Source organism: Bradyrhizobium elkanii WSM2783, assembly GCF_000472865.1.
GTDB lineage: Bacteria > Pseudomonadota > Alphaproteobacteria > Rhizobiales > Xanthobacteraceae > Bradyrhizobium > Bradyrhizobium elkanii_A.
Genome location: NZ_AXAP01000012.1, coordinates 107720 through 123659, shown reverse-complemented (window position 1 = coordinate 123659; position 15940 = coordinate 107720). Strand labels below are relative to the sequence as shown.

16 protein-coding genes and 1 riboswitch are annotated in these 15940 nt (G+C 64.4%); of the genes, 7 read left to right on the top strand and 9 right to left on the bottom strand.

Annotated features, from left to right (window positions below):
* Positions 1-6: 6 nt before the first annotated feature.
* Positions 7-780, top strand: a complete 774-nt coding sequence (locus YY7_RS0113710) for a lysophospholipid acyltransferase family protein (protein WP_028163761.1) — start codon at positions 7-9, stop codon at positions 778-780.
* A gap of 212 nt (positions 781-992) precedes the next feature.
* Here YY7_RS0113710 and YY7_RS0113705 read toward each other — a convergent pair whose 3' ends face one another.
* Positions 993-1589: a gamma-glutamylcyclotransferase gene (locus YY7_RS0113705; RefSeq protein ID WP_028163760.1), complete on the bottom strand. Its 597-nt coding sequence runs from the start codon at positions 1587-1589 to the stop codon at positions 993-995.
* A 108-nt stretch (positions 1590-1697) separates the two neighbouring features.
* On the opposite strand from YY7_RS0113705, the gene YY7_RS0113700 reads away from it, so the two are divergent.
* Positions 1698-2885, top strand: coding sequence for a DUF2125 domain-containing protein (locus YY7_RS0113700; RefSeq protein ID WP_028163759.1), 1188 nt, complete (start codon positions 1698-1700; stop codon positions 2883-2885).
* A gap of 104 nt (positions 2886-2989) precedes the next feature.
* Here YY7_RS0113700 and YY7_RS0113695 read toward each other — a convergent pair whose 3' ends face one another.
* Genes YY7_RS0113695 through YY7_RS0113685 form a run of 3 tightly spaced genes read right to left on the bottom strand, consistent with a single transcriptional unit; the run spans position 2990 to position 5878 of the window.
* Entirely contained in the window at positions 2990-3925 is a 936-nt protein-coding gene (locus YY7_RS0113695; protein WP_028163758.1) for a prephenate/arogenate dehydrogenase family protein, read from the bottom strand.
* Positions 3922-5019 carry a histidinol-phosphate transaminase gene (gene hisC, locus YY7_RS0113690; RefSeq protein ID WP_028163757.1) on the bottom strand — a complete coding sequence of 366 codons (1098 nt, stop codon included), beginning with the start codon at positions 5017-5019 and terminating at the stop codon, positions 3922-3924. Before hisC ends, YY7_RS0113695 begins: the two co-directional genes overlap by 4 nt.
* 10 nt (positions 5020-5029) lie before the next feature.
* Complete coding sequence (locus YY7_RS0113685; protein ID WP_028163756.1) at positions 5030-5878, bottom strand: chorismate mutase; 849 nt, start codon at positions 5876-5878, stop codon at positions 5030-5032.
* A gap of 307 nt (positions 5879-6185) precedes the next feature.
* Positions 6186-6265: riboswitch (SAM riboswitch) on the top strand.
* Positions 6266-6347: 82 nt separating this feature from the next.
* Here YY7_RS0113685 and metX point away from each other — a divergent pair.
* Both metX and metW read left to right on the top strand, forming a co-directional pair.
* Positions 6348-7550, top strand: a complete 1203-nt coding sequence (gene metX, locus YY7_RS0113680; RefSeq protein ID WP_028163755.1) for a homoserine O-acetyltransferase MetX — start codon at positions 6348-6350, stop codon at positions 7548-7550.
* A gap of 3 nt (positions 7551-7553) precedes the next feature.
* Positions 7554-8222, top strand: a complete 669-nt coding sequence (gene metW / locus YY7_RS0113675; protein WP_028163754.1) for a methionine biosynthesis protein MetW — start codon at positions 7554-7556, stop codon at positions 8220-8222.
* Between the two features lie 277 nt (positions 8223-8499).
* Here metW and YY7_RS0113670 read toward each other — a convergent pair whose 3' ends face one another.
* On the bottom strand, positions 8500-9363 hold the full coding sequence (locus tag YY7_RS0113670) for an alpha/beta fold hydrolase (RefSeq protein WP_028163753.1): 864 nt from the start codon (positions 9361-9363) through the stop codon (positions 8500-8502).
* Positions 9364-9622: 259 nt separating this feature from the next.
* Here YY7_RS0113670 and YY7_RS0113665 point away from each other — a divergent pair, with 259 nt between their 5' ends.
* Entirely contained in the window at positions 9623-10270 is a 648-nt protein-coding gene (locus YY7_RS0113665) for a TIGR02594 family protein (protein WP_028163752.1), read from the top strand.
* Between the two features lie 146 nt (positions 10271-10416).
* On the top strand, positions 10417-10602 hold the full coding sequence (locus YY7_RS0113660) for a hypothetical protein (RefSeq protein WP_028163751.1): 186 nt from the start codon (positions 10417-10419) through the stop codon (positions 10600-10602).
* A 73-nt stretch (positions 10603-10675) separates the two neighbouring features.
* On the opposite strand, the gene YY7_RS0113655 is transcribed toward YY7_RS0113660, so the two are convergent.
* Positions 10676-12052 (bottom strand): oligosaccharide flippase family protein, encoded by a 1377-nt coding sequence (locus YY7_RS0113655; protein WP_028163750.1) that lies wholly within the window; start codon positions 12050-12052, stop codon positions 10676-10678.
* 227 nt (positions 12053-12279) lie between these two features.
* The gene (locus YY7_RS0113650; RefSeq protein ID WP_028163749.1) at positions 12280-13119 is read right to left on the bottom strand and encodes a protein-disulfide reductase DsbD domain-containing protein; all 840 of its coding nucleotides are present in this window, start codon (positions 13117-13119) and stop codon (positions 12280-12282) included.
* Positions 13120-13254: 135 nt separating this feature from the next.
* Here YY7_RS0113650 and YY7_RS0113645 point away from each other — a divergent pair, with 135 nt between their 5' ends.
* Positions 13255-13905, top strand: coding sequence for a YqgE/AlgH family protein (locus YY7_RS0113645; protein ID WP_028163748.1), 651 nt, complete (start codon positions 13255-13257; stop codon positions 13903-13905).
* A gap of 135 nt (positions 13906-14040) precedes the next feature.
* Here the strand turns inward: YY7_RS0113645 and YY7_RS0113640 are convergent, their stop codons facing one another.
* Both YY7_RS0113640 and YY7_RS0113635 read right to left on the bottom strand, forming a co-directional pair.
* Positions 14041-14928, bottom strand: a complete 888-nt coding sequence (locus tag YY7_RS0113640) for a TauD/TfdA dioxygenase family protein (protein WP_028163747.1) — start codon at positions 14926-14928, stop codon at positions 14041-14043.
* Positions 14929-15059: 131 nt separating this feature from the next.
* Positions 15060-15839: an SDR family NAD(P)-dependent oxidoreductase gene (locus YY7_RS0113635; RefSeq protein WP_028163746.1), complete on the bottom strand. Its 780-nt coding sequence runs from the start codon at positions 15837-15839 to the stop codon at positions 15060-15062.
* Positions 15840-15940 lie beyond the last annotated feature (101 nt).

Sequence of the window (15940 nt, the reverse complement as noted above, 5' to 3'; positions counted from 1 at the left end):
AATTCGATGTCTTCGATCTTCGTGCGCTCGCTCATCTTCAACGTGCTGTTCTATCTCGTGCTGGTGAGCTTAAGCATCGTCGCGATCCCGACCGTCGTGTTGCCGCGCCGGGCGATGATGACGCTGGCCGCATGGTGGGCGAGCGCGACGCTGTTCCTGATGCGCGTCGTCTGCAACATCCGGGTCGAATTCCGAGGCGTGGAGAAGATTCCGAAAGGGCCCTTGATCGTGGCCGCCAAGCACCAGTCGATGTGGGAGACGTTCCAGCTTTTGCGCTTCTTCGACCACCCGCTCTACATGCTCAAGCGCGAGCTGACCTGGATCCCGGTGTTCGGCCAGTTCCTGATCAAGGCGGGCATGATCGCGATCGATCGCGGCGGTGGACCGCGCTCGCTGGTGAAGACGCTGCGCCGCGCGGCGGCTGAAGTGAAGCGCGGCCGCCAGCTCGTGATCTTTCCGGAAGGCACGCGGCGGCCGGTCGGCGCGCCGCCGAGCTACAAGACTGGCGTCGCGCAGATCTATGCCGAGAGCGGCGTGCCGTGCCTGCCGGTCGCGCTCAACTCCGGCCTGTTCTGGCCGCGCCGCACCTTCATGCGCTATCCTGGGACGCTGGTGGTCGAATTCCTTGATCCGCTGCCGGCGGGTTTGCGGCGCGACGAGTTCATGACGCGGCTGCGCGAGTCGATCGAAGGCGCCGCCGACCGTATCGTCGAGGCCGCGCGCGCCGAGCAGGCGCAATTGTTCGGCGCCGTGCCCGATACGGCGAAGGCGAAGCTGTAGAGCATGATGAGATCAGGTCGAGTTGGCGCCACGTCGGAGGTGCCTCACCTCTCCCCGTCGGGGAGAGGTCGATTTGCGCAGCAAATCGGGTGAGGGGCTGCGGCTCTAACGATGGACCGCGACCCCTCACCCGCGCTTCGCGCGACCTCTCCCTATGGGAGAGGTGGGCAAACGCTGCCACGCCAATTCAAACAAGAGCCATCCCGCTTTAGCTACGTTCCTTCCTGCAGCGGCAGCTCGATGGGATGCGCGTCGTGCAGCATCGTCGCGAGCTTGTGCAACTGCGGATCGCGAAAACCCTGCTTCTCGATCGCGAGCACCGTGGACAGCACATAGTCGCGGTTGTTGCCCGAGCGGCCGTGGCCCTGCTGCACGTAGCGGAGCTGGTCGGCCAGCGTCAGCCGGCCGGCGTACTGCACATGGCTGCGGTCTACGACGTAAGTCAGCGCGGCCACCCGTGACCGCGGGTCGTCCTCGAGCCACACTGAGCGGTGCACCTCGCGATAGACGTTGGTGGTCTGCTCGCGGCCGCGCAGATAGGCGATGGTCTCGCTGCGCCGCTTCGCCGCGACGCGGAACGCGATGCCGCGGCAGGCGCCGCCGCGGTCGAGCCCGAGCACCAGCCCAGGCTTTTCCGGCGTGCCGCGATGGTCGAAGGAATACACGCAGAGCGCGCGATGCTCGCCGATCAGCCGCGCCTGCACCTGTTCCTCGAAGTCGAAACCCGGCTTCCACATCAGCGAGCCGTAACCGAATACCCAGAGGTCGCTGTCACCTGATTCGGGCGGGGAGAGGAGTTGCGCGGACATCGGCGCAAGGGCTAGCAAAAGCGCGGGGCGAAGCGAAGCGGTTTCATCGGCTTTCCGGCCGGCATTTGCCGCTTACATTTGCCAAAATTGACAGCCAGAGGTCGCCGCATGCCTGATATGACCCCCGCGCCGCACCGGCGCTCGCGTTGGCGTCTCTTTGCCGCCCCCGTCCTCGTCCTGATCCTCGCCGTGGCGTGGAGCGCGTTCTGGTTCTATGCCTCGTCGCAGGTCTGGGTGCAGGCCGACGCCTGGCGCGCGCAGGAGGCGAAGGCGAGCCGGGTCTATGATTGCGGCAAGCGATCGGTCGCGGGTTACCCCTTCCGTCTCGAGATCAGCTGCGAGGACGCCAGCGTGACCTTGATCTCGCAGACGGCCGGCGCGCAGACGCCGTTCACCGCGCGGCTCGGCGAGATCCTGGTGGTGGCGCAGGTCTATGACCCCACACGCGTGATCGCCGAATTCAAGGCGCCGGCGACGCTCGCCGAGCGCGGCGCGCAGCCGTCGCTTGCTCTGAACTGGCGCTCGGGGCGCGCCAGCGTGGCGGGCCTGCCGGCGGTGCCGCAGCGCGCCTCGCTGGTGTTCGACGATCCCGCGATCGACCGCGTCAACGGCTCGGTGCAGACGCCGCTCGGCCGCGCCAGCCACGTCGAGTTGCACGGCCGCCTCGCCGAAGGCTCCTCCCTGGACAATCCGGTGATCGAGACCGCGCTGCAGATCAATGGCGGCAGCCTGCAGGACGTGCATCCGGTGCTGGCGACGCCGTTCGATGCCGACATCCGTACCAAAATTTCCGGCTTGAAGGATTTCACGCCAAAGCCGTGGCCGGAGCGCTTCCGCGAGATCCAGGCCGCCGGCGGCCATGTCGAGATCGTGCAGTCGCGCATCCAGCAGGGCGAGATGATCGCGATCTCCGCGGGCACCTTGAGCCTCAACGCGAGTGGCCGCATCGAAGGCGAATTGCAGATGACGGTCACCGGCCTCGAGCGCGTGATCCCGGCGCTCGGCATCGAGAAGATGCTGGAGGAGGGCGTGCCGCAATCAACGCTCGACCGCGTCGCGCCCGGCGTGAAGACGCAGGACCTCAACAATCTCTTCGGCGCGCTCGACCGCGCGGTCCCCGGTCTCGGCAAGATGGTGAAGCAGAACGCCAATGTCGGCGTTGCCGCCAGCATCAATTCGCTCGGCAGCGAAGCCATGCTCGAAGGCAAGAAGGCGCGCAGCTTCCCGCTGCGCTTCGTCGACGGCGTAGTGCTGCTCGGCCCGATCAAGGTCGGACAAATCCCGCCGCTGTTCTAGCTTCCATAGCCCGGGTGAAGCGCCGCGCAACCCGGGTCTGCTGGTGACGCGGATAAACCTGCCCCGGATTGCGCTTCGCTCCATCCGGGCTACCAAGCCCCGCGCTATTTCTTCTCCAGATTCGCATGCGGCCGCCCGAAGTCCGGCGCGGCCGAATCCTGGCCGATCTCGACGATGCCGCGGCGGATGGCGCGGGTGCGGGTGAAGTGGTCGAACAGCGCTTCGCCGTCGCCGCGGCGGATCGCACGCGTCAGCTTGGAGAGATCCTCGTTGAAGGTGCCGAGCATCTCCAGCACCGCGTCCTTGTTGCTCAGGAACACGTCGCGCCACATCGTCGGATCGGACGCCGCGATGCGGGTGAAATCGCGGAAGCCGCCGGCGGAGAATTTGATCACTTCCGACGACGTCACCTGCGCCAGCTCGTCGGCGGTGCCGACGATGGTGTAGGCGATCAGATGCGGCAGGTGGCTGGTGATCGCGAGCACGAGGTCATGATGATCAGGCGTCATGATCTCGACCTTGGCGCCGAGCGCGGCCCAGAAGTCACGCAGCCTGCCGATCGCGCCCGCCTCAGTGCCCTCGGGCGGCGTCAGGATGCACCAGCGGTTGATGAACAGCTCGGCGAAACCGGAATCGGGACCTGAGTGCTCGGTGCCCGCCACCGGATGCGCGGGCACGAAGTGCACACCATCAGGGATATGTGGCCCCATGTCCCTGACGATGGCGCCCTTGACCGAGCCGACATCGGAGACGATGGCGCCCTTCTTCAGGTAAGGCGCGATCTCCGCCGCCACGGGTCCGCAGGCGCCGACGGGAATGCAGAGGATGACGAGATCGGCGTCTTTGACCGCCTCCGCATTGTTCTCCACCACGCGGTCGACGATGCCGAGCTCGGCGACCCGCGCGCGCGTCTTTTCCGAGCGCGCGGTGGTGACGATCTCGCCGACGAGCCCCTGCGCCCGCGCGCCGCGCGCGATCGAGCCGCCGATCAGGCCGAAGCCGATCAGCGCGATGCGTTGAAAGTGCGGCGCGGCGTTCACTTCTGATCCATGAAGTCGCGCAGGCCCTCGACCACGAGGCGGTTGGCCTCCTCAGTGCCGATGGTCATGCGCAGCGCGTGCGGCAGGCCGTAATTGTTCACGGCACGGAGCACCAGTCCGCGCTTGGTGAGGAACGCGTCCGCGTCGGCCGAGGTCTTGCCCTTTTCGGTCGGGAAATGGATCAGCACGAAATTGGCGACGCTCGGCGTCACCTTCAGCCCGAGCTTGCGGACCTCGTCCGTCACCCAGCTCCGCCATTTTTCGTTGTGCACCCTGGACATCTCGACATGCGCGGTGTCCTCGACCGCGGCCACCGCCGCGAGCATCGCCGGAGTAGAAACGTTGAAGGGGCCGCGAATGCGGTTCACCGCATCGACGATATGCGCCGGGCCGAACATCCAGCCGACGCGGAGCGCCGCGAGCCCGTGGATCTTGGAAAAGGTGTGGGTCATGACCGTGTTCTCGGTCGTCGCACACAGTTCAAGACCGAGGCCATAGTCGTTGCGCACCACGTAATCGGAATAGGCGGCGTCGATCACCAGCAGCACGTTCGACGGCAGGCCTGCGCGCAAGCGCTTGACCTCGTCGAACGGCAGATAGGTGCCGGTCGGGTTGTTCGGATTGGCGAGCCAGATCAGCTTGGTCCGCGGCGTGACCGCCTCAAGGATCGCATCGACACTTGCGGTGTAGTCGGTCTCCGGCACGACCACGTTCTTGGCGCCGTTCGCCTTGGTCGCGATCGGATAGACCAGGAAGCCGTGGGTGGTGGAGATCGCTTCCGAGCCCTCGCACAGATAGGTGTGGGCGAGCAGGTTGAGGATTTCGTCCGAACCGGCGCCGCAGATGATGCGGCTCGGGTCGAGGCCATAGGCGCGGCCGATTGCCTCGCGCAGCACCTTTGAGGTGCCTTCCGGATAGTCCTCGAGATGTTCGGCGGCGTGCTTATAGGCCTCGATCGCCTTCGGCGAGGGACCGAAGGGCGTTTCGTTGGCGGAAAGCTTGAACACCTTGCGCCCCGGTTCCGCCACCGGGCTCTTGCCGGGGGTGTAGGGCGCAATATCGAGGATGCCGGGATTCGGCACGGGGCGGGACATCTCTAACTCTCTAGCTCCGGATTGTAGGGGCGGGGGGCACCATATAGCGCGTTGCGTGGCTGCCGACGAGGGCCGATGAGCGCACCGAGGCTCCGGCGCGGATCAGGGCCATTTTGATCTCCTCGAAGCCGCGGCCGGCGACCGATACCAAAAGCGCCGCGCCGTCGAAGGCGGTGTCCGGCACCGCGACGATTTCAGCGAGCGGGGCCAGCGCGCGGGCGATCTCGGCGTTCCAGCCGGAAACGCGCACGCTCCACATCTCGACTTCGGTCACCATCGCATCGTCAGCGACGCGCGAGATCACGAACACGGGCAGCGCCGCGGGATGATCGGCGCGCTCCAGGAACGGCAATCGCGCGATGATCTTCGGCGCGCCCTCGGCCTCGAGGTCGATCCACCATGGCGTGCGGCTGGAAATGGCCGACACCAGCGCGAGGTCGCCCTTCGATTTCGCCACCGCTTCGACCGCCGCCTGCGCGCTGAAATGCGAGACGTAAGGCACCACGAAGCCGAAATGGAAGCGCGCCGAATCCCGCATCATGGATTCGCCGACCGAGACATCGGCATGCACCGAGAACGGCGCCTGGACATAAGTGAAGGTCGAGATGATGACGCGCCAGATGCTCTCGATGGTGTCGAGCGGCAGGATGCCACGATGGCGCTCGACTAGGCTGCGCATCATGGAGGCCTCGCGCGCCGGCCGGAATGCGGAGCCGACTTCCTGGGTCTGCTTCACCTTGATCAGGCGGTCGATGATGTCGCCACGCGCCATCAACAGGTGATGAACCTGCTCATCGATCGCGTCGATCTCTTTGCGCAACTCGGCCAGCGAGGGCGGCGCCGGAGGCGGTTTTGACATGCTAGGGCCCGTCGTTTCTCTTCAATCAGCAAGCAGACTCTTCACCTCTCCCCGCCTGCGGGGAGAGGTCGAAATTCAAGCGCAGCTTGAATTTCGGGTGAGGGGGAGCCTCCGCGAATCCGTCTGGTACCGTGTTCGCGGAGAGAGCCCCTCACCCCAACCCTCTCCCCGCAAGGGCGGGGAGAGGGAGAAAGTGCGAGCCCCCGTTCTGTCCCATGGGGCCAGATGGCGCAAGCTCGGCCTAAAGGTCACGGTTAGGTTAACGGCCCCACTTGCCTTGACGCAGGCCGGGTAAGGGACTACTTTCCCAGCACTCCGTGGTCATTTGAGCCGGCCGGCTTGCAGCCACGTTAAAGAATTCGCTAAACAGGCCGGGGACAGATCGATCCCGGCCGAACCTTTGTTCAGGCCGGGTTTTTCATGGCCTGATTTCTGTCCGGGACCTCCGCGTCGGAGGAAGGCGCCACAAATGACCAAGGTGCAGTCGATCAAGAGTCCGTCGATCCAGGGTGAGGATCGCGCCCATGAGGCCGATCATCCGTCCTCGCTGGTGGCGAAGTTCGGCATGGATCAGCCGTTGAAGCTCGACTGCGGCATTGACCTTGCGCCGTTCCAGATCGCCTATCAGACCTATGGCGAGCTCAATGCCGAGCGCTCCAACGCCATTCTGGTCTGCCACGCTCTGACCGGCGACCAGCATGTCAACAATTTGCATCCGGTGACCGGCAAGCCTGGCTGGTGGGAGACCATGGTCGGCCCCGGCCGGCCGCTCGACACCTCCAGATACTTCATCATCTGCTCCAACGTGCTTGGCGGCTGCATGGGTTCGACTGGCCCTGCCTCGCTGAACCCTGCGACCGGCAAGGTATGGGGCCTGGATTTTCCGATCATCACCATCCCTGACATGGTGCGTGCACAGGCGATGCTGATCGACCAACTCGGCATTGAGACGCTGTTCGCGGTGGTCGGCGGCTCCATGGGCGGCATGCAGGCGGTGCAATGGGCGGCGGCCTATCCGGAGCGCGTGTTCTCGACGCTCGCGATCGCCTGCTCGACGCGGCATTCGGCGCAGAACATCGCCTTTCATGAGCTCGGCCGGCAGGCCGTGATGGCCGATCCGGATTGGCGTGGCGGAAGCTATGTCGACCAGGGCACGCATCCGCATCGCGGGCTCGCGGTCGCGCGGATGGCCGCGCATATCACCTATCTCTCTGACGCGGCGCTGCATCGCAAGTTCGGGCGGCGGATGCAGGATCGCGAGTTGCCGACATTCTCCTTCGATGCCGACTTCCAGGTCGAGAGCTATCTGCGCTACCAGGGCTCGTCCTTTGTCGAGCGCTTCGATGCCAACAGCTATCTCTATCTGACGCGCGCGATGGACTATTTCGACATCGCCGCCGACCACAACGGTGTGCTGGCGCAGGCGTTCCGCGGCGTCGAGACCCGCTTCTGCGTAGTATCGTTCACGAGCGACTGGCTGTTTCCGACTTCGGAGGCGCGGGCGCTGGTGCACGCGCTGAATGCCTCCAGCGCGCGGGTCTCGTTCGCGGAGATCGAGACCGATAAGGGTCACGACGCCTTCCTGCTCGATGTGCCCGAATTCTTCGACATCGCGCGCGCCTTCCTGCACTCGGCGGGCAAGTCGCGCGGCCTTGGCGATGCGGGGGCTTAAGTGATGGCGCTTCAGGAGCAAGCTCTGCCGCTGCCCGGCTTGGCGCCGCAGGCGAGCACGAGCCTTCGTCCGGACCATCTTCTCGTCGCCGAAATGGTTGAGCCCGGGTCGCGCGTGCTCGACGTCGGCTGCGGTGACGGCGATCTGTTGCAGCTTCTGGAGAGTCGCGGCATCGATGGCCGCGGCATCGAGCTGTCGCGCGAAGGCGTCAACCACTGCGTCGCCAAGGGACTCGCGGTGGTGCAGGGCGACGCCGACACCGACCTCGGCAACTATCCCGACGATGCGTTCGACTACGTGATCCTGTCGCAGACGCTGCAGGCGACGCGGCAGCCGAAGGCTGTGCTGGAAAATCTCCTGCGCATCGGCCACCGCGCCATCGTCTCGTTCCCGAATTTCGGCTTCTGGAAGATGCGGCTGCAGCTTTTGATCGGCGGGCACATGCCGCGCACCGAAAATCTGCCGGCCACCTGGTACGACACCCCCAACATTCATTTCTGCACCATCAAGGATTTCGTGCAGCTCTGCGACGAGATCCACGTCAAGATGGAGCGCGCCGTCGCGCTCGACCTCTACGGCCGCCCGGTGCCGCTGAACCTGCCGTGGTGGGTCTGGAACATGTTCGGCGAACAGGGCGTGTTCCTGCTGAGCAGGGGCGGGAAGGGACGCTGAGTACTCTCCCCGTCATTCCGGAAGACCTCTCCTCCGTCATTCCGGGGCGATGCGAAGCATCGAGCCCGGAATCCATTTCCTCCACGAACTCTGCGGCTCGATGGATTCCGGGCTCACGCTTCGCGTGCCCCGGAATGACAGGCTAAACTGTTGCCGCGAGCACCTCCCCTCGTCATTCCGGGATGCGCCGAAGGCGCAGGCCCGGAATCCATTGCGCCGCAAAACACGTGGATGAATGGATTCCGGGCTCGCGCTCTGCGCGCCCCCGGAATGACGGCTAAATCACCATCGATCGCGGATCGCGCGGCAGCCACCTTCCCGCTTCCACCAACGCAATAAACCGCTCGACCATCTCGTTGAACAGCGCGGGTTCCTCGAGATTGAGCACGTGTCCCGATTTCGGGAAGAACGTCAGCCCCGCCGCGGGCAAATGCTTCTTCAAAAACAGGCTCGGCTCGACGCAATTGTCGTCCTCGTCGCCGCAGATGATCAGTGCCGGCGTCGGCACGCGTCCGATCGCTTCCGCCATGGTGTAGATCGAGGGCCGGCCGCCTTGAAAGCTGCGCATGGTGTTGGCCGATCCCTTGGCATCGTGGCGCGCGAGTGCGGCATAGAAGTCGGCATGGCCGCGCGGATCCTTGACCAGGAACGGAATCCGGCCCGGCGCCTCGCGCGTCACCTTGGCGACCGCTTCCGATCCAATCGTCTCATACTGCTCGGCATTGGCCCGGCATTGCGCACGGAAGGCGTCGAGGTGTTCGAGACTTGAGCCGGAGCCGACGCCCGCGAGCGTCATCGACATCACGCGCTCGGGCGCATTCAGCGCAACCTGCAGCGACGAATAGGAGCCCATCGACAGCCCGACGAAATGCGCGCGGGCGATGCCGAGATGATCGAGCACCGCGAGCGCATCGGTGTAGAAATGCTTGTAGCTGTAGACCTCGGCCGATGGCGGGACGTCGGAAGGCGTGTAGCCGCGCGCGGAATAGGCGATGCAGCGGTGGCCGCGCGAGAAATAACGCATCTGCGGCTCCCAATTGGTGTGATCGGCCGCGAACTCGTGCAGGAAGATGATCGGCGTTCCGCTCCCAACCTCTTCGAAATGGAGGCGGACATTATCCTTGGCGACGGCATAGGGCATTTTAACCTTTTCCTTCTTGTGAGCCTGCGCGGCGAGGATCGCAATTAACCTTCACGGCTGCAATGCGGCGGCCTCGTTTCCTTTTTCGCCGCCAAATGTTCGTGAAATCGTCCTGCAATTTTTCGCCGCAGCGCGGCACGACATCTTTGTCTTGCCACATTGAGCGGCACAAAACGCGCTGCGGCTGTCATCCAGATGTCATCCACAGACGGGCGCACCTGGGAAAACGGGGGTGTAACAGAAGGAAAAAATGGGAAGTATGGTTCAGTTGCGTGCGTTCCGCCGGTTGCTTCGAGTTCTGGCGCTGGCGTTGTGTTCGACGGTTATCGTCGCTTCTATTTCTCCCGCTTCGGCACGGCCTCATCACGGCGCAGGGCGCCACGCCAGGGCCTATCATGCCGGTCATCATGCCAAGCATCACCATGCCCGCGCTCACCACTGGCGCAGGGTCCGCGTCTCGCGCTTTGAGCGCGGCGTCGCACAGATGCAGGCGCAAGGCCTTGCCGACAGCAATGCGAGTCTGTCGCCGGAGCCTCAGCAGGCGGCAAGCTTCGGTTCGTCGAACATCGTCGATGAAGCCCGCCGTCACCTCGGCGTCAACCCGACCAGCCGCGGCAGCCTGTGGTGCGCGCGCTTCATGAACATGGTGCTGCAGCATTCGGGTTATCGCGGCACCGGCTCCGACATGGCGAGCTCGTTCGCCCGTTACGGGCAGCGAGTCTCCGGCCCGCAGGTCGGTGCCATCGCCGTGATGTCGCGGGGCCGCCGCGGCGGCCATGTCGGCATCATCACTGGCATCGATGCCAAGGGAAATCCGATCATGATCTCCGGCAACAACGGCAACCGCGTCCGCGAAGCCCCGGTCTCCCGCGGCCGCATCTACGCCTACGTGATGCCGACGAATTAGCCGCTACACTCTCCACCGTCATCCCGGGCTCGATGCTTCGCATCGCCCCGGAATGACAGCCTCCGTCATTGCGAGCCAACGGGTCGCGCGAACGCGCGCCGGATGACAGGCTCCGCGAAGCAATCCATGCCTCCACTTGCGGCGCTATGGATTGCTTCGCTTCGCTCCACTTCGCGGTCGGTCGCAAAGTCGTCGGCATCGATCGAAGCTATGGCGTCGTCGATCGCGCACAGTTTGCCACAAGTGACGACATGGGCGTCGCCTCGCAGTTCACTCTCGATTTGCTCCGCAACGGCAGCAAGCTCCTCTTGCGCAGCCTCGGCCACGCCTGAACGCGTTCCAGAAGATTTCTCAGGTCTGCTGCGGTCACGCTGCGATTACATGTGGCGCGGCCCGGGATTGCTATCAGCCGGAACCGATCTTCCCGAACGCCAGCACGTGCAGCCCGAGCCTCCGGCGGACGATCCAGAACAAGAGCACGGTCTCGAAGCTCAGCGACGTCGATATCGCTATGGCGGCGCCGTGGCCGCCGAAGCGCGGTACCAGTGCGACGCATAGCACCAGGTTCATGACGAAGGCGAGCGCGTAGGCGAGCGCGCAGATCTTCTGGTGGCCGAGCATGTTGAGCAGACGTTCGACCGGGCCGATTGCAGCGCGCACCACGAGGCCGATGGCGGCCAGGAACATGATGTCGTAGCCGACGACGAATTGCGGCCCGAACAGCCAGAGCAGCGGCTTGCCGAAGGCGAGCAGGAGGACGGTCGCGGCGAGCGAAGGCCAGAACGTCCACTGGATCGCATGGGCGACATAGGCCGATAGCCGCGCCTTGTCGCCGAGCGCGTTGTATTCGGCGAAGCGATGCGCCGTCGTCGCCGACATCGCGTAGTGGATGAAGGACACCAGCGCCAGCGTCTTCACCACGGCAAAGTAGACGCCGACCTCCTCGGAGGAGCGGAACTGCTGCAGCACCAGCACATCGGTGTAGGAGAGCAGCAGATAAAAGCTTTCGACCAGCAGGATCGGCAGTGAGACCGCAAGCCAGCCGCTGATGTCGTAGGCCTTCTCGCCCGGCTCGAGGTGGGCCGCGAGGCGGCGGTTCAGCACCAGCATCTGGCCGATCATGGCGATCCACACCGCCGCGGCGCTGGCGAGCATCGCGGCGGTGGCGCCGAGATCGAAGCCGAGCACGACGGCGCCCGCGGTGAAGCCGATGATCAGTCCCTGGCGCACGATGAATTGCGGCATCAGCCCGAGCCGCATCCAGTCATGCGAACGGGCAATCCCGTCCTGGGTATTGGCGACCACGAACGCCGGCAGCGTCAGGCAGCCGATATAAAGCGGCACGACCGTGTCCATGCCGATCCATGGCGACAGCAGCTTGACGAGGCCTGCGAGCAGCAGCGAGACCGCGGTCGATACCGCAAAAGTCAGCCAGCGGCTGCCGGAGAGAAAACCGCGCAATAGCGCGTGTTCGCTTGCCGTTCGGTATTCCGGAATGAGCTTCTGCGCCGAGGCGGAAATGCCGAAATCCATCATGCTGCCGAGCAGCAGCACCCAGGTCCAGACATAGACATAGACGCCATAGTCCGAGCTGCCCATCCAGCGCGCGAGCAGGACTTGCGAGAGATAGGCGGCGACGGCGCTGACGACGCGGATGACGAAGATCGTCCCCGCGAGCCGCCGCGTGACGGATGCCTCGCCGGAGCCGCCGATCAGGCCGCGCATACGCGCCATCATGCCCGTGGGCGAAGCGGTTGCGGATTGGGCGTCCATCACGGCCAAGGCGAAAATTCCCAAAATGCCGCGCGTTTGCGACAGGGGCCCTGAACTATCAACGAAACGTTAAGAATGGGTTGGGTGGATAACGGTGAAACCGTAGCCCGGATGGAGCCAACGGGTCGCGCGATGCGCGCCCGTTGACAGGCTCCGCGCAATCCGGGGCCCGTCTTTCAGCGCGGGCCACTGTCCCCGGGTTACGCTTGCGCTTCACCCGGGCTACTAATTCCTAATCACTCCAGATTAGTGTTGAACTCGTAGGCGCGGTCGCCGCCGACCAGGGTCAATTTCAGCGCGGCGCCGTCCGGATTGGCGCCCGGCGGCAGGCCGTCGAGCTCGAAGGAGAACCGTTTCACCCCGGGTGGCGAGTTCGGCTCGAGCTTCGGCACCGGCAGGGCCCAGTCCGGCGTCGGTCCCTCGACGTACAGGCTGACGTCCTTGCCTTCGGGCGCGGCGACATCGACCAGCACGGTCGACTTGCCGCTGCGTTTGACGTCGCGGATCGTCACCGGGTTGGGATCGCCGATATTGGCCGGCTTCGGCACGGTGTCGAGCGCGGACGACAGCGCGCCGTCCTCGGTGGAGGCGACGCTCGCAAAAGCAAGCTCGACGCTGGTCTCCACAGGGATGCACAGCTTCTCGCACACCGCATAGTTAATGTTGGCGCGCAGCGTCAGCGGCTTGTCCGCACTCTTGGCGACGATCCGAAGCGGCAGCACCACCTGGTGCTTGTAGCCGAGCGAGGTGCCGCCGGCGCCGTCGTCAAATTTCATAGGCGCCGGCCACAACACTGTCACCGCGTCGACATTTTCCGACTTCGAGAAATCGAAACGCGGCGGCACACCGGAATCGCCGGGGGTACGCCAATAGGTTTTCCAACCGGGCTCGAGTTGGATGGCTATACCGCCTAGCAAAACCGCGCCGCTACGCGAACCTGCAAGCAGCCGTACCGCCGAATGGGCGTCCCGCTGCCAGGGCGAGGAATCCTCGGCATGTACCTCCGTCGCAGGCCAGACGACTGAAAGAGTGGCTAGCAGGCCGAGCGCAGCCCGCATGGGAACTATGGCGATCATGGAACGTCTTTACCGGCTGGTTATTGCGTAAACCATTGAATTGCGTGTGATGGATGGCGCGAATACGGCGCTCTGCTTGATTGACAGAAGCCTCACCCAATATCAGGATATCAAATCAGCATGGAGGCCTTTCAGATGACTCCTGAAGGCAAAGCACCAAAGACCGCCCGCGGCAAGGTGGCCGGCGTCGGCGACAATTCGTCGGGCAGCGGTTATCTCGACGGCCAGATCCTGATCGCCATGCCTGTTATGAGCGATCCCCGTTTCGAGCGCTCCGTCATCTACATGTGCGCGCATTCCGCCGAGGGGGCGATGGGCATCATCGTCAACCGTCCGGCCGGAAGCATCGATTTCCCGGGGCTCTTGGTGCAACTCGACATCATCCAGAAGGCCGACCAGATCAAATTGCCGGAAAATGCCGAGACCATGAAGGTGATGAAGGGCGGCCCGGTCGATACCGGCCGCGGCTTCGTGCTGCATTCCAGCGATTTCTACATCCAGGATGCGACGCTGAATATCGACGACGATATCTGCCTGACCGCGACCGTCGACATCCTGAAGGCGATCGCCAAGGGCTCCGGCCCCAAGCATGCGATCCTGGCCCTGGGCTATGCCGGCTGGGCCCCGGGGCAGCTCGAAAACGAGATCCAGCACAATGGCTGGCTGCATTGCGACGCCGATTCGGATCTGATCTTCGGCGACGACGTCGAAGACAAATACGACCGCGCCCTGCGCAAGATAGGCATCGATGTCGGCATGCTCTCGAACGAAGCTGGCCACGCGTGAGGCTGTGTAAACCCTCCTCTCTCCGGTCATACTCCGCGAAGGCGGAGTATCCAGTACTCCGCAGCCTCTGAGCATAAGCACTGCTGCCGGATCGTCCGGTCAAGCGGACGATGACGGCGGTATTTCCGACGACAGCTACTCCGCCGCCTGCTGCGCGACGGTCGGCTCGGTGCCGGCCACGGTTGCGCGGCGCATGTCGCGCGGCTGGGACTGGTCGTAGCGGCGGACGCGATGCATGGTCTGGCGATTGTCCCACATCACGAGGTCGTGCAGCTTCCACTTGTGGACATAGACGAATTCAGGCTGGGTCGCATGCTCGGTGAGGTCGCGTAGCAGCAGCCGGCCCTCCGGCATGCTCATGCCGCGCACTGCGCCCGCGTGCGACGAGAGATAGAGCGACTTGCGGCGATGCACCGGATGGATCCGCACCAGGCGCTGCAGCACCGGCTTGAACATCTCCTTCTCCTCGTCGCTATAGTCGAGAAAGCCCAGCGAGCCGCGTGAATACATCAGCGAGTGCTCGCAGATCAGGTCCTCGATTTCAGCCTTGGTCTCCTCGTCCAGCGCGTCATAGGCCGCGCGCATGTCGGCGAATTCGGTGTTGCCGCCCTTCGGGTTCACCACCCGCGCCGACAACAGCGAGAATTTCGCCGGAATCGGCCGGAACGAGCTGTCGGAATGCCACAGGCAGTTGCCGAGATTGAACAGATGGGTGCGGTGATCCTTGGGTAGCGGCTTGCCGTCCTTGCCGAGGTTGGAGACGTCGTTCAGCCCGGAGGAGAGGCGATAATCCGCCTTCTTGGTCACGTTGCCGCCGCGCGCGTTTTCGCGCTCGCCGAAGTTCAGCGCAAAGGCCAGTTGCTGCTCGTCTGTTATGTCCTGGTCGTGGAAGACGAGCACGGCGTATTTGTCCATCGCCGCCTCGACTTCGATCGCTTCCTGCCTGGTCAGCGGCTTTCGCAGATCGAGGCCTGTGACCTCACCGACAAAATGCGGATGAAGCTGCCGGATCGCGATGGCCATGGCGTTCTCTCCTCATGTGCAGGCGGTTTTTCCGCTTCGTTTGAGGAAAGGCTATCCTGTGAACTTGCCAAGTCAACGCGGCGCCGGCGCATGGCCCCTTGCACGCGGCGGCCCGGACACGTTGCAGCGCATCACGCATTTCGCGCCATCAGCCCGCCATCCACCGGGATCACCGCGCCGGTCAGGAACGACGCCGCCGGCAGGCACAGGCTCAAGGTCATGTGCGCGACCTCCTCCGGCTCGCCATAGCGGCCGAGCGCTGTGCGGCGCTTGGCATAGATCGTCTTATGCTCTTCCGGAATCCGGTCGGTAATCCCGGTGCGGATCGGGCCCGGGCAGATGCAGTTCACGGTGATGCCCTCGCGGCCCAGTTCCACGGCAAGCGAGCGTGTCAGCCCGGTGACGCCGGCCTTCGCCGCGGAATAAGGACTGTGCAATGCGGTAGCGCCGAGCGCCTCGGTGGAAGCGATATTGACGATGCGCGGGCATTTCGATTTTCGCAAATGCGGCAAAGCGGCGCGGATGATGCGCTGATGCGCGGTCAGCATCACCGAGATCGCCTTGGCCCAGGCGTCATCATAGCCGTCGTCGTCGATTGCGACGCGCACGGAGATACCGGCGTTGTTGACGAGGATGTCGAGCCCGCCGAAATGCGCGGCGACGCCGTTAATCACGGCCGGGATTGCATTGCGATCGGCGACGTCGAGCGCCCACGCCTTTGCCGTCCCTCCGCTCTTGCCGATCTCCTGCGCAACCGCCTCCGTGCCTTCGGAGGTGATGTCGGTGACGGCGACATTGGCGCCCTCAGCGGCGAACACCAGCGCGGTGGCCCGGCCCATGCCGCTGGCGGCGCCGGTGACGAGAACGGTCAAGCCTTTCACCGAGCGGCTGAGCTGTTTGAATTCGGACATCGTGTGACCAGTGGGATGGAGGGAACAGGTTGCAGGATTGACAAGGCTGGCATCGATCCGCAGACAGGTCAAACAAGCAAGAAGCAAGGGAGAAAGCGTGC

Excerpts from the sequence above, each read along its gene's own strand:
- hisC (WP_028163757.1), bottom strand. The coding sequence starts at position 5,019 with ATGTCCCGCCCCGTGCCGAATCCCGGCATCCTCGATATTGCGCCCTAC.
- YY7_RS0113710 (WP_028163761.1), top strand. The coding sequence starts at position 7 with ATGTCTTCGATCTTCGTGCGCTCGCTCATCTTCAACGTGCTGTTCTAT.
- YY7_RS0113700 (WP_028163759.1), top strand. The coding sequence starts at position 1,698 with ATGCCTGATATGACCCCCGCGCCGCACCGGCGCTCGCGTTGGCGTCTC.
- YY7_RS0113635 (WP_028163746.1), bottom strand. The coding sequence starts at position 15,839 with ATGTCCGAATTCAAACAGCTCAGCCGCTCGGTGAAAGGCTTGACCGTT.
- YY7_RS0113705 (WP_028163760.1), bottom strand. The coding sequence starts at position 1,589 with ATGTCCGCGCAACTCCTCTCCCCGCCCGAATCAGGTGACAGCGACCTC.
- YY7_RS0113685 (WP_028163756.1), bottom strand. The coding sequence starts at position 5,878 with ATGTCAAAACCGCCTCCGGCGCCGCCCTCGCTGGCCGAGTTGCGCAAA.
- YY7_RS0113640 (WP_028163747.1), bottom strand. The coding sequence starts at position 14,928 with ATGGCCATCGCGATCCGGCAGCTTCATCCGCATTTTGTCGGTGAGGTC.
- metW (WP_028163754.1), top strand. The coding sequence starts at position 7,554 with ATGGCGCTTCAGGAGCAAGCTCTGCCGCTGCCCGGCTTGGCGCCGCAG.
- YY7_RS0113670 (WP_028163753.1), bottom strand. The coding sequence starts at position 9,363 with ATGCCCTATGCCGTCGCCAAGGATAATGTCCGCCTCCATTTCGAAGAG.
- metX (WP_028163755.1), top strand. The coding sequence starts at position 6,348 with ATGACCAAGGTGCAGTCGATCAAGAGTCCGTCGATCCAGGGTGAGGAT.
- YY7_RS0113650 (WP_028163749.1), bottom strand. The coding sequence starts at position 13,119 with ATGATCGCCATAGTTCCCATGCGGGCTGCGCTCGGCCTGCTAGCCACT.
- YY7_RS0113660 (WP_028163751.1), top strand. The coding sequence starts at position 10,417 with ATGGATTGCTTCGCTTCGCTCCACTTCGCGGTCGGTCGCAAAGTCGTC.
- YY7_RS0113645 (WP_028163748.1), top strand. The coding sequence starts at position 13,255 with ATGACTCCTGAAGGCAAAGCACCAAAGACCGCCCGCGGCAAGGTGGCC.
- YY7_RS0113665 (WP_028163752.1), top strand. The coding sequence starts at position 9,623 with ATGGTTCAGTTGCGTGCGTTCCGCCGGTTGCTTCGAGTTCTGGCGCTG.